The sequence below is a fragment of the Mesorhizobium waimense genome (assembly GCF_003601975.1).
Lineage (GTDB): Bacteria > Pseudomonadota > Alphaproteobacteria > Rhizobiales > Rhizobiaceae > Mesorhizobium > Mesorhizobium waimense.
Window position 1 is genome coordinate 1 of sequence record NZ_QZWZ01000019.1, and the last position, 11,520, is coordinate 11,520.

The following is an 11,520-nucleotide window of genomic DNA, read 5'->3' on the forward strand; positions in this document are numbered from 1 at the left end:
CGAGATAATCCTGCTCGTCTGCGCTCAGAACCAACGGCGCGGTTGGGCGGCCATTCGCGTTCGCCATAATGCGCTCCTCTCCAGAAGCGACGTAGCATACAATGTAACGAACTTCAGTTCCAGATGACTAGTGGATGATGGCATCGCGCGACGGCTTGAACCGGCACGCCACTACCTCCGTTGCCAAGCGCTCGGATTTCGAGCAAGCCTCGCGGCGACCGTAACGATTTGCGAATTGCTGCCGATGCCGGGGCCCGATAACACCATACTCGTCACCGGGGCTCGCGCGCCGGTGGCGCTGCATCTGGCGCGGCTGTTGCATGGCGCCGGACGCCGGGTGATCCTGGCTGACAGCCCAGCCCGCCCGATCGCCGCCGCCAGCACCGCCTGCGCGCGCTACCGCCGCCTGCCGCCGCCGCGCTTCGAGCCGGCGGCCTATGCCGAAGCGGTCGAGGCGCTGGTGCGCGCCGAAAGCATCGACCTCGTCATCCCGACCTGCGAGGAGGTGTTTTACCTCGCGCTTGCCTGGCGCGAGCGTGCCATCCCTGCCCGCCTGTTCGCACCCGGCATCGAGCTACTTGCACAGGTGCATGACAAGCACGCCTTCGTCCGGTTGGCCGAAAGCCTCGGCCTGGCAGTACCAGAAACGACCCTGCTGCAATCGGCTGCCGATCTCGACGCGGTGCGCAGTCATTCCCGCGACCTCGTGTTCAAACCGGTCTGGTCGCGCTTCGCCAGCCAGGTGCTGCTCCGCCCCTTGCCCGGCGCGCTCGACGCCATCAGCCCGTCGCCCGCCGCGCCCTGGGTGGCGCAGCGTTTCGTGCCGGGCAACGAGATCAGCGCCTATGCTGTGGCGCGCGACGGTGCCCTCAAGGCGTTCTCGCTCTACCGTTCGCTCTATCGTGCCGGCAAGGGTGCCAGCATCTACTTCGAGCCCGTCGAGGACCCGGCCGCGCGGCATCTGGTCGAACGCATCGTCGCGGCCACAGGCTGGAGCGGGCAAATCTCCTTCGACCTGATGCGCGAGGCGGATGGCCGCGTGCTGCCGCTGGAGTGCAATCCGCGCGCCGTCAGCGGCCTGCATTTCTTCCGCGATCCCTTGCGCTTCGCCGACGCTTTGCTTGGGACCGGCGCGGAGGTGAGGCCGCCCGATGTCGCCACGCCGCAGACGGTGCGGCTGGCCATGTGGATCTACGGGTTGCCGGCGGCGCTGCGTTCCGGTGGGCTTCGTGGCTTCCGCCATGCGATGCGCGAGGCCGACGACTTGCTCGACTGGCCTGATGACCCCGCGCCGAAGAAAGCGCAATGGCGGGCGCTGGCGGAGATCGCAGGCCTGGCATGGCGCGAGCGCATCAGCCTGCAGGCCGCCTCGACCCGCGATATGGAATGGAACGGCCCGCTCCAGACTTGAATCATCTGATTCAGGAAACCAGGCTATGCCATTGCCAGGACTCGACTTTTCCGCAGGCTGCGCCCGCAGCCGGCGCCTGCGTTTCCGGTTACGCCGGCGTCACAGTCTCATTGACCATGGCTTCGATGTTGTAGCCATCTGGATCGAGAACAAAGCAGGCATAGTAGTTCACGCCATAATCCGGGCGCCGGCCGGGTGCGCCATTGTCGGCGCCGCCCGCGTCGAGGGCAGCCCGATAAAACGCGTCGACCTCTGCCTTGCTGTTGACCCGGAAAGCGACGTGCAGATGCGTCAGAGGTGGTTTGCTGTCCGATGTCTGATCTCGAACAGGGCCCCGTCGCCAACATCAAAGGCCCAGAACACGGCCTCCTTGCCGAACGAGAGGCGATATCCCAAAGGCTCAAGCGCTCTCTCGTAGAAGAGCTTGCTCGTCTGCAGTTCGCTGACCGCGATGGTTATGTGATCGATCATGTCTTGGGCGGCTCCAGGAAGTCGGACTTTGTCAATGAAGCTCGCACCGATCAAGACGCGAAAAAAGGCGCCGGCTTCGCTAGAGTTCGATCTGGTGGACGCGCGGCTTTGCCGCGGATGCCGGCATCTCGCCGTCCATGATGGCGGCGATGTCGCGGCGCAGGAAATCGAGTGGACCGATCGCCGGGCGCGCCGGCGGCTCGAAGCGGGCATTGTCGCTCGCCGATTTCAGCACGCGGCGATCCTGCTCGAGGGCGATGTTGAACAGCGGCTTGAAGGCGAGCGCCTTGATCTCGCCGAGCCACCCCTGGCGCGGCCCGATCAGCCAGCCGACGCCCTCGACGGTGCGCTCGTCGGCCTGGCGCAAATGGAAGGTCGTCGCCAGCGCCAGCCCGCCCTTGCCCCAATATTCCAGCTCGGCGATGCCGGGGTGGCGGAAGCGGCCGATGGTTTTCGTCCGCTCGCCCTCCAGCAACCGGCTGATCAATCCTTGCTGACGCTCCTCGCCGGTGTAGCAGGCCTCGACCCAGCCCTCGCCGCCGGTGATCTCGACCCGGACCAGATGACGCTTCGAACTCAGGCCGCGCAGCAGGGCCTTGTGGGTGAAGTGGGTGTGGGTGGCATCGAGGATGTTCTCGGCCGCGTCGATGACCGTCGATTGCGTCGAGGAGCGCACCCGCCGCACGACGATGTCCTTGCCCTGCATGCAGTGGAGATAGGGTTCGCTCTGCGGTGCGCCCGACGACACGAAGACGACGCCGTCGCGCTCGATTGCGCTAAAGCTGCGCACCCGGTAGTGCGGCATGTCGCCGACAAGGCCGGGAATGGCGGTGCAGCGTCCCTCGCCATCGTAGCGCCAGCCGTGATAGGGGCATTCGATCTCGCCGCCGACCACCTTGCCGGTGGACAGTTCGACCAGCCGGTGCGGGCAGCGATCGAAAAGCGCTGCAATGCCTTGCGCCGAGCGGAATAGCGCCAGCGGCGCGCCGTCGAACAGGATGCGCTTCGGCTTGCCCCTGATGTCGGTCGACAGCGCCACCGCCTGCCAATGGTCCTGCCGTTTCTGGTTCGGGCGCTCGCTCACAATTCGAAACTCCTGAGCAGGGGAATGCCGATCCGCGCCAGCACGGTTTCCATCATGCGGATCGCCATGCGACGGCGGTGCGGCAGATGGCCCGCATAGACGGCATTGTATTCGATCGCCGGCACGGCGCCGCGCCGGCGTTTGAAGTTGGAGGCGCCGGCGCTCATGTTGAAGAACAGGCCGTGTGCCGTGGCATGGTCCTGCGCCATCGCCATCACCATGCGGTAGAGGCCTTCCTCGATCGGCAGGCCGGTGTCGTAGCCGACGATCGGCTGGGTCAGCGTGCGGCCGTTCTCGAACAGGCCGGTGACGGCGACAAGCTCGCCGCCGGGCCGGCGCAGGCCTGCCAGGCTGATTATTCCGCGGCGATGCATCTCTCCGATATAGCGGGCGGTGTAGTGCGGATTGAGCGGCGTGTATTTGTCGAGATAGAGCATGCGGTAGAGCTCTTCGCTGCGCGCATAGTCGGTCTCGCCGAAATCAGCGTCGCCGACGATCTCGAACGATGTCGTGCGCAGCCGCTTGCGGTCGCGCTTCATGTCGTTGGTCATGGCCGGCGCAGCGCTGCGGTCGGCGAAGATGTAGATCTGGCGCGCCGCCAGCATGCGAAAACCTTTGACCTTCAACGCAGCGATGGTCGCGGGGTCGGCGATCTCGTTCAGCGAACGGATGACGATGGCGCGGTCGGGAAACCGCGCAGCAAGGTTGGCGCGTAGTGCGATGACCGCGGCGCGGTCGAGCATGGGCACCGGATTGGTCGAATAGAGCCAGTTGTTGACCTGTACCTGATGGTCGAGGCCGCTCGCCCTGACCAGCGGCGCGCAGGCGCCGATCAGCGCTCGAAGCGCCCGCCGCAGCAAAGGATGCGCGACGAAATTGCGTGTCTCGTCGACGGCGTAGTCGATGTAGGCACTGGACGGGCAGCAGATGTAGCAGTTCGGCGCCTCGCTGGCATCGTTCAGCGTCAGCGGGAAGACGCGGCCGACGATCTCCAACGTCTCGACCGAGACTGTTAGATTGGCAACGAGATCATGCACCGGGATGCCGTTGAAAAGCTCGACGAATGCCCGGACTTTGGCGGGGCTGTTCTCGACCCGGTCCGCCTGCTGAAGCGGGCCGTCCAACGAGGCAGCATCCGGCCGGCTCATGGAGGCACCCGACATTCGACGCGGCGCAGCTTGCGGACGGTCTCCAGCGGCAGCGGCACGCGAATGAGAGCGACCCCCGCTGTCGCCTTGCGCGCCGCAAGCAGCGTGCGCACCGCCTGATGCGCGGCGGTTGCGGCTTCGTCGGCGAGCTCCAGTGCAAGCCTGAGTTCGATCGCATCTGGCGCGGTCTGGATCAGGCGGAAATCGTCGATGCGCCGATCGGCCTTCAGCACGGCGTTGCGCAGGATGTCGGGTGTCAGCAGGATCGGCCCATCCGCCGACGCAAGCCGGAAGACGTCGTCCATGCGGCCGACGATCTCGTCCACGGTGCGCAGCGGCGAGCCGCAACGGCAGGGTTTGTCGGAGAGCCGTAACAGGTCGTTCATCCTGTATCGCGCCATGATCTGGGTCTGGCGGCGGAAGGCGGTGACCAGAGGCGTGACCAGATCGTCGCCGGCCGGCTCGAATTCGAAGAAGACCGAGTCTTCCGCAAGATGCAGCCCGCCCTGCCGGCAGGTCACCGCGAACAGCCCTTCCGTCGCCATGTAGATCTGGTCGAGCGGCAAGCGGAAGAAGCTCTCGACAACAGGACGGTCGACCGGATCCAGCGTCTCGGCGGCGGAGAAGACGCGCTGCGGCGACAGCCGGAAGCCGGTGGCGGCGAAATGCCGGAGTATCTTGGGTGGGGCGATGATCACCGTCGGCGCGAAATCCTCTAGTGCGGCGCGCCAGTGTTCCGGCCCGAGCGTCAGGTCGAAGAAGCGCAAGTCGATACGACGGGATTTGCGCGCACTGTCGTAGAGTCCGGTATTCTGCGGCAGGATGACGGCGACGCGCATGCCGCGCCAGAGCAGGTCCGGCACCGCCTTGGCGAGGATCGTGCCCAGCCAGCGATATTTCTCCGCCTCCGAAATGACAAACAGGCCGCGATTGCCCGATGTCCCGGTGCTGGCACCGACCGTCAGGTCGCCGAGGCGGCCATCGGCGGAAGCGGCGGCCCGCGCATCGCGGGCCGCCACGCCGCCGATGTTGAAGCGCTCGAAATTCGCCATCAGCAGCGCCTTGTCAGTCACCGCCAGGTCGCCGAGGTGATGCGGCGCTTTGCCGTAGAATGGCGCCAGCGGCAGGTCGCGGTCGAGCCAGCGGCGCAAGGTGCGCGCCTGCCAGCGCTCGAAGGCGGGACGGCTCTTGCGCGACACCCATCGGGTGACGGCAAACGACCAGAGCGCTTCGGCGAGCCCGTTCATCCGCCCTCGCCGCCCAGATCGTACGGCGTCAGTTCCGGATCATGGCAGAACAACACCTCGCCGCCGGCCGCCAGAAAACGGCGCAGCATCGTGCTGGTCGGCTCGATGGCGGCAAAATCCTCGGCCAGCAGGCTTGCCGGAAAACCCGGCGTGCGTTCCTCCTTCAGTGCGCTGAGCAACCACTGCGCGTCGACGGCGTAGAGTAGCGGACGCTCCATATCGGGGAAGAGCAGGCCGAACTGGCCGTCGGCATGGCCGGGAAGATCGACCGCCACCACGCTGCCGTCGCCGAACAGGTCGGCCCCGCCGGGCACGCCATTATGGGGTGCTACCTGCTGCTTCGACGACAATCCATCGAGCTGGTTCTCGAAATCCGCCGGAAACAGTTCGGTGAACACACCATGGCGCAAATTCTGCCAGGCTGTCCGTGCCTTCAGCCGCGACCAGCCGGCGTCGCTGGCGATGAAGCGCGCGTTGGGAAACAGGGACAGGCCAGAGATGTGGTCGGCATGGAAATGGGTGACGATGACGGCGCTGATGTCGCCGGGCGCAAGGCCGAAGCGCGCCAGCACCGGCAGCACCTGTTCGGCTGCATTGAGTTCGGGTTTCAGCAGCGCGCCGTATAGGCGCAGCATCGTGCCGCGTCCCGGCCCGGTCACGGCTTCGGGCGTGTAGCCGGTGTCGACCAGCACAGGCCCGGCGACGGGATGCAGGATCAGCCCGTAGCGGACGCGCAGCCGCATACTCTTCCAGGTGCCGCCGCGCAAGATGAGCCGTTCGGCCGCATTCACCCAGGCGCTGTTGGCAAAGACGATCCTCACGCCAGGCCCCCGATGAAGGTGCGGTCGAGCCCTGTCTCGAAGGAGGTTTTCGGCGCCCAGCCGAGCACGCGTTTCGCCTTCGAGAGGTCGAGGCTCTGGGCATAGGCGAACAGGCCAAGGCCGTAGCGCGTCACTGCCGGTTCGGGACGGCCGGGCAATCGCAGCGCCACCGCCTCCATTGCGCCGGCCGCCAGCATCGCCGGCCACAGCGGCATCTTGCGCCATCGCGCCGTAAAACCGACCCGCGAGCAGGCCGCGTCGGCGATGCGGCGCACCGGCAGCACCTCGCCGCCGGACACATTGAAGATCTGGCCTTCGGCTTCGCCCGGCGCCGACAAGGCGGCCAACACCGCGTCGACGACATCGTCGACATAAGTGAGATCGATGCGCGCCTGGCCGTCCCGAAACAGCGGCAGCGGGCGGCTTTTTGCGGCCTTGAGCAGGCGCGGCAGCAGCGCGCGATCGCCGGCGCCGTAGATGCCGCGCGGTCTCAGCACCAGCGGGTGGATCGCGGGCGCGGCCAGCACGAGCCGCTCGGCCTCGCGCTTGGTGCGGGCATAGTCGTTGACCGGGTCGGGCAAGGCCGCGTCTTCGGTGAGATCGAGCTGGTCGCGATAGGCGAAGCACACCGAAGGGCTGGAGATGTGGACGAAACGGCCGATGCCTTGCCGTGTCGCGAAATCGAGGAGGTTGCGGGTCGCCGTCACATTGGCCGCCTCGAAATCCGCAAGTCGGCCGAACGGCGCCGAGAGTGCGGCGCAATGAACGATCCGGTCGATCTTGGCGAGCCTCGGGTCGAGTTTCGTGTCGAACGACGCCGACAGATCATGGCGGATGATTTGATGGCCCTCTGCCTCCAGCATGGCACACCGCGCCGCGTCACGACCAAGGCCAAGCACCGGGATGCCGGACGCCGCCAGCCGCGCCATGACATGAGCGCCGAGGAAGCCGCTGGCGCCGGTGACGAGCACGGCCATCTTCAGGCCTCCAAAGCCATGCCGCCGAAGGACACGCCGGCCGAGGTGCCCAGGAACAGCAGCTTCGCGCCTGCTTCGACCCGGCCCTGTCGTCGCGCGACATCGAGCGCAAAGGGAATGGAGGCGGCGATCTGGTTGCCGTAGCGCGCCGAGATGTCGACGAGCTTGTCCGGCGCAAAGCCGGTCTGGCGCGCCATGTGGGCGAGCGCGAACGGGCTTGCCTGGTGCGGCACGACGAGGTCGACATCCTCATGGCGCCAGCCGGCGCGCTCGAGCAATTCGGTGACGAAGCCGTTGAAGTGGCGCGAGGTGACGCGGAACAATTCCTTGCCGTCCATATGGAACAGGCTGTGACGGGCAAACTCTTCCGGCTGGCGAGCGAAATCGAAACGCGTGCCGCCGGAGCCGATACCGCAGGCGTCCCAGGCCGACGGGTAAGTGCGCATCAGGTTGGCCGCCACCCTGCTCTCACCCGGCCCGGCCCGCCGCAGCACTGCGGCCCCGGCACCATCGCCGAACAGTGCCGCGACCTCCGGCTGCTCCTTCCAGGGCAGAGCCCGCGAGGCGACCTCGGAAGAAAACACCAGCGCCGTCTTGCATTGGTCGGCTTCAATCAGGCGGGCAGCGGTCTCGAAGGCGGTGAGAAAACCGAGGCAGGTGCTGTTGACGTCGAAGGCGGCGGCCGAGCCGTCGGCCAGGCCGAGGCGCTGCATAACCAAAGGCGCCGTCGACGGCAGCGGCTGGTAAGGCACGCCGCAGCCGCCGATGATGAGATCGACAGTGTTGGCTTCTATTCCGGCATCGGCGAGCGCCAGACGCGCGGCGGCGCAAGCGAGATCGATCTGGGATTCAGCCTCGCAGACATAGCGTTCGACAACGCCCGTGGCGGCTTCGAGCGTGCCCGGGCCGAGGCCAAGCTTTTCCTCGAGCGTACGCGACGTCACGCATGAAGCCGGCACCGCCCCGCCGGTTCCGATAATCCTGACCCGCATTCTCAACCCGCCGAATGAGTTCGCGTCTATCTAACCCATAACCCGGATTGCGTGTGATGGTAATGATGTGTCTCGAAATGCCGCTCCGGCGCATAGCGCTCCGTCGACCGAGGTGCCGGATCAGGCCGCCACCTCGACCGGCATCCCCGCGGCCCTCCACTCGGGCATGCCATCCGCGAGCCTGCGCGCTGCATAGCCGTGGCTGCGAAGTGCCGCCACCGCCTCGAAGGACATCACACACCATGGACCGCGGCAGTAGGCGACGACTTCCCTGTCCTTGCCGAATTCGGAAAGCCGGGCCGGAAGATCGCCAAGCGGAACGTTGATTGCGCCTGGCACGTGGCCGAGCGCAAACTCGTCTGGCGGGCGGACATCGATCACGGTCACCAGCCCGTCGCGCATGCGATCCGCAAGTTCCTGGCGCGTGACCGGCTCCATGTCGTCGCGGGCTTCGAAATAGCCGCGTACGATGCGGTCGACTTCCGCCAAATGATGCTCGGCGACGGTGCGCACCGAAGCGAATGCCACCAGCCCGCTGTCATCGACGAGACGGTAGTTGACGAACTTGCCGTCGCGCTCGGCCGACACCAGTCCGGCGCGGCGAAGTGTCTGGAGATGCTGGGAAACATTGGCGATCGGCAGGCCGAGCTTCATCGCCAGCGCCTCGACGCTGCGCGGGCCCTGCGCCAAATGCTCGATCAGCTCCAGTCTCTGCGGATGGCCGAGCGCCTTGGCGACGATCGCGAACTGCTCGTAGAGCTTCTGTTTCGGATTGCGGATTGACATCGGCTTCCAGGTCACGATACATCATTCAATATAATCATTGAATGACAGCCTCCCCGCGAGCTGTCAAGCTTTCGACCGTTCGCGGGCGCGCCGGAGCGTGGCGATGATCCTGAGACAATTCCTACATTCGCAGCCGGTCGGCGCGTCCTATTTGTTCGGCTGCGGCGGCAAGGCGGCCGCAGCCGTCGTCGATCCGATCGGCGACATCGCCCCCTATCTCGAGGCCGCGCAAGCGACCGGGATGCGCATCCTCTACGTCATCGACACCCACATCCACGCCGACCATATTTCGGCGGGCCGCGTGCTCGCCGCGGCCTCCGGCGCCGACTACGTGCTGTTCGAGGGCGCGCAAGCCGCCTTCCCGTTCCGGGCGGTCAAGGATGGCGATGTCCTCGAACTCGGCAACGTGACCGCGACGGTCATGCACACGCCCGGCCATACGCCGGAGCACATAACGCTGCTGGTGACCGACCGCACCCGCGCGCCGGAACCGTGGTTCGCGCTGACCGGCCATACGCTGATGGTAGGCGACGTCGGCCGCACCGAACTCGCCTCCAGCGCCGAGGACGGCGCCAGGGCGCTGTTTGCGAGCGTCGGGCGGCTGAAACAACTGCCCGATCATATCGAGGTGCTGCCCGGGGCCTTTTCGGGCTCGGTCTGCGGACGGTCGCTGAGCGGCAAGCCGACGTCGACGATCGGCTTCGAGAAACGCTTCAACAAGGCATTCCGCATCGACGATGAGACGGCGTTCGTCGAGGCCATGACCGCCGATATTCCACCACCACCGCCCGAAGCTGCCAGCAACCGCGCCTTGAACGCTGGCGCTGCGCGGTGACGGCGGCCGTGGCCGCATCCTCCATCGCACTCGGTCTCAAGGCAAACTGGCGGCAATTCGCCCTGCTGGTCCTGATCAACGCCTTCGTCGGTGGCATGGTTGGCATCGAACGAACCGTGGTGCCGCTGATCGGCTCCAAGGAATTCGGCATTACTTCGACTACATTGGTCGTTTCCTTCATCGTCAGCTTCGGCGTGGTGAAGGCTTTCGCCAACCTCGTCTCCGGCCAGCTAGCCGACAGCTGGGGCCGCAAGCGCGTGCTTGTGCTCGGCTGGATGTTCGGCCTTCCGGTGCCGTTCATGATCCTGTGGGCCCCGAGCTGGAGCTGGATCATTGCCGCCAACGCCCTGCTCGGCGTCAGCCAGGGGCTGGCCTGGTCGATGACGGTGCTGATGAAGGTCGACCTTGTCGGGCCGAAGGGGCGCGGACTGGCGGTCGGCCTGAATGAGTTCGCCGGCTATTTCGCCGTCGGCGTCACCGCTTTTCTGACCGGCTACCTGGCCGGGCAATATGGCCTTCGCCCGGTCCCCATCTATCTCGGGATCGGCTACGCGATCGCCGGGACCGCGCTGTCGATCCTGCTGGTGCGGGACACGCGCGGGCATGTCCAGCTGGAGGCGGCAAACGCCGCGAAGGCGGCCTCTCCCCTCACCTTCCGCGAGATCTTCGCCCTGACCTCGTTCCGCGACCCGAACCTGTTCGCAGCCTCGCAGGCGGGGCTGGTCAACAACCTCAACGACGGCATGAGCTGGGGCATCTTCCCGCTGTTTTTCGCTGCGAACGGTCTCGGCGTCGAGCGAATCGGAATTCTGAAAGCCGTCTATCCCGGCACTTGGGGGGTGCTGCAGGTCGCCACCGGACCGCTCAGCGACAAATGGGGCCGCAAGGGCCTGATCGTGGCGGGCATGTGGGTCCAGGCGGCAGCCTTGCTGCTGACCGCTCTCACCCGCGACTTCCGCTGGTGGCTGACGGCAAGCCTGCTGCTTGGGCTCGGCACCGCGATGGTCTATCCGAGCCTGATCGCGGCCGTGTCCGATGCATCCCACCCCTCGTGGCGGGCGCGCTCGCTCAGCGTCTATCGCTTCTGGCGCGACCTCGGCTACGCGATCGGCGCGCTTTCGGCAGGCCTTGTCGCCGACTTCTTCGGCTTCGCCTGGGCAATCGGATCGGTAGCGGCGCTGACATTTGTCTCAGGCGTCATCGTTGCCCTGATGATGCAAGCGCCGGACAAAGCGCCAAACCGGTAGAGCGTGGTCCGACAGGCCGGTTCGCTGCCTTCCACGTCCGCCTCTATGCCTTGCGCTCCCAGCGCCGGTCCGATGTCTGCTGCCAGTAGGTCACGGTGTGGCCGGCATCCTTCATCGTCTTCCAGTGGCTACGCGCGGCCTCGAGCTGCGCCGTGTCATGGCCGTCGAACAAGAAGACGGCGCGCTCGTAGCCACCGAGATCCGCGGGCGCCGCGCCATCGACGAGGAAGCGTATCTGCGCCTGGTTCCGATTCTCCTGCCCAGTGGTGAGCAGGATCGGCTGCTCGGCCGGATAGGCTTCGCGGTCGGTCGCATGCGCCAGGAAGGAATCGTCGCGAAAGGTCCACAGATGCTGGTCGAGCGCATCGCGCCGCTCCTCGGTGCCGGTCTGCACCACGGCGCGCCAGCCGCGGTCGACGCTGCGCTCGAGCAGGCCGGGCAACGCCTCCTCCAGCGTCGATTCGGTCAGATGGTAGAACAGGACTTCGGCCATGGCTTTGC

Annotated in this window: 11 protein-coding genes and 1 pseudogene; 3 read left to right on the top strand and 9 right to left on the bottom strand. The window is 66.3% G+C overall.

The genetic code is table 11. From position 1 onward, the window contains the following. The first annotated feature begins 244 nt into the window (after positions 1 to 244). Positions 245 to 1,411, top strand: a complete 1,167-nt coding sequence (locus D3227_RS22645; RefSeq protein ID WP_120016626.1) for an ATP-grasp domain-containing protein — start codon at positions 245 to 247, stop codon at positions 1,409 to 1,411. 88 nt (positions 1,412 to 1,499) lie between these two features. Here the strand turns inward: D3227_RS22645 and D3227_RS22650 are convergent. The 8 genes and pseudogenes from D3227_RS22650 to D3227_RS22685 form a co-directional block, all read right to left on the bottom strand. Continuing rightward, positions 1,500 to 1,882: pseudogene (locus tag D3227_RS22650) on the bottom strand (VOC family protein). Between the two features lie 79 nt (positions 1,883 to 1,961). Further along, a complete protein-coding gene (locus tag D3227_RS22655; protein WP_120016521.1) occupies positions 1,962 to 2,966 on the bottom strand; it encodes a Rieske 2Fe-2S domain-containing protein in 1,005 nt (334 codons plus the stop codon). Next, on the bottom strand, positions 2,963 to 4,114 hold the full coding sequence (locus tag D3227_RS22660) for a GNAT family N-acetyltransferase (RefSeq protein ID WP_245451837.1): 1,152 nt from the start codon (positions 4,112 to 4,114) through the stop codon (positions 2,963 to 2,965). Before D3227_RS22660 ends, D3227_RS22655 begins: the two co-directional genes overlap by 4 nt. Next, a complete protein-coding gene (locus D3227_RS22665; protein WP_120016523.1) occupies positions 4,111 to 5,361 on the bottom strand; it encodes a F390 synthetase-related protein in 1,251 nt (416 codons plus the stop codon). Before D3227_RS22665 ends, D3227_RS22660 begins: the two co-directional genes overlap by 4 nt. Further along, on the bottom strand, positions 5,358 to 6,182 hold the full coding sequence (locus D3227_RS22670; protein ID WP_120016524.1) for an MBL fold metallo-hydrolase: 825 nt from the start codon (positions 6,180 to 6,182) through the stop codon (positions 5,358 to 5,360). The genes D3227_RS22665 and D3227_RS22670 overlap by 4 nt, the downstream gene beginning before the upstream one ends. Next, positions 6,179 to 7,159: an NAD-dependent epimerase/dehydratase family protein gene (locus tag D3227_RS22675; protein WP_120016525.1), complete on the bottom strand. Its 981-nt coding sequence runs from the start codon at positions 7,157 to 7,159 to the stop codon at positions 6,179 to 6,181. Before D3227_RS22675 ends, D3227_RS22670 begins: the two co-directional genes overlap by 4 nt. 2 nt (positions 7,160 to 7,161) lie before the next feature. Beyond that, positions 7,162 to 8,151: a 3-oxoacyl-ACP synthase III family protein gene (locus D3227_RS22680; RefSeq protein WP_120016526.1), complete on the bottom strand. Its 990-nt coding sequence runs from the start codon at positions 8,149 to 8,151 to the stop codon at positions 7,162 to 7,164. A 120-nt stretch (positions 8,152 to 8,271) separates the two neighbouring features. Next, a complete protein-coding gene (locus D3227_RS22685; RefSeq protein ID WP_120016627.1) occupies positions 8,272 to 8,937 on the bottom strand; it encodes an ArsR/SmtB family transcription factor in 666 nt (221 codons plus the stop codon). Between the two features lie 103 nt (positions 8,938 to 9,040). Between D3227_RS22685 and D3227_RS22690 the strand changes: the two genes are divergently transcribed. Both D3227_RS22690 and D3227_RS22695 read left to right on the top strand, forming a co-directional pair. Next, positions 9,041 to 9,772: an MBL fold metallo-hydrolase gene (locus tag D3227_RS22690; protein ID WP_120016527.1), complete on the top strand. Its 732-nt coding sequence runs from the start codon at positions 9,041 to 9,043 to the stop codon at positions 9,770 to 9,772. Positions 9,773 to 9,780: 8 nt separating this feature from the next. After that, positions 9,781 to 11,019: an MFS transporter gene (locus tag D3227_RS22695; RefSeq protein ID WP_167480802.1), complete on the top strand. Its 1,239-nt coding sequence runs from the start codon at positions 9,781 to 9,783 to the stop codon at positions 11,017 to 11,019. A gap of 43 nt (positions 11,020 to 11,062) precedes the next feature. Here D3227_RS22695 and D3227_RS22700 read toward each other — a convergent pair whose 3' ends face one another. Beyond that, positions 11,063 to 11,512 carry a DNA polymerase III subunit chi gene (locus D3227_RS22700; protein WP_120016529.1) on the bottom strand — a complete coding sequence of 150 codons (450 nt, stop codon included), beginning with the start codon at positions 11,510 to 11,512 and terminating at the stop codon, positions 11,063 to 11,065. Positions 11,513 to 11,520 lie beyond the last annotated feature (8 nt).

What these genes read in the sequence shown, in the direction of transcription:
- D3227_RS22645 (WP_120016626.1), top strand. Translation starts at nt 245, where the DNA reads ATGCCGGGGCCCGATAACACCATACTCGTCACCGGGGCTCGCGCGCCG.
- D3227_RS22660 (WP_245451837.1), bottom strand. Translation starts at nt 4,114, where the DNA reads ATGAGCCGGCCGGATGCTGCCTCGTTGGACGGCCCGCTTCAGCAGGCG.
- D3227_RS22665 (WP_120016523.1), bottom strand. Translation starts at nt 5,361, where the DNA reads ATGAACGGGCTCGCCGAAGCGCTCTGGTCGTTTGCCGTCACCCGATGG.
- D3227_RS22675 (WP_120016525.1), bottom strand. Translation starts at nt 7,159, where the DNA reads ATGGCCGTGCTCGTCACCGGCGCCAGCGGCTTCCTCGGCGCTCATGTC.
- D3227_RS22680 (WP_120016526.1), bottom strand. Translation starts at nt 8,151, where the DNA reads ATGCGGGTCAGGATTATCGGAACCGGCGGGGCGGTGCCGGCTTCATGC.
- D3227_RS22685 (WP_120016627.1), bottom strand. Translation starts at nt 8,937, where the DNA reads ATGTCAATCCGCAATCCGAAACAGAAGCTCTACGAGCAGTTCGCGATC.
- D3227_RS22690 (WP_120016527.1), top strand. Translation starts at nt 9,041, where the DNA reads ATGATCCTGAGACAATTCCTACATTCGCAGCCGGTCGGCGCGTCCTAT.
- D3227_RS22700 (WP_120016529.1), bottom strand. Translation starts at nt 11,512, where the DNA reads ATGGCCGAAGTCCTGTTCTACCATCTGACCGAATCGACGCTGGAGGAG.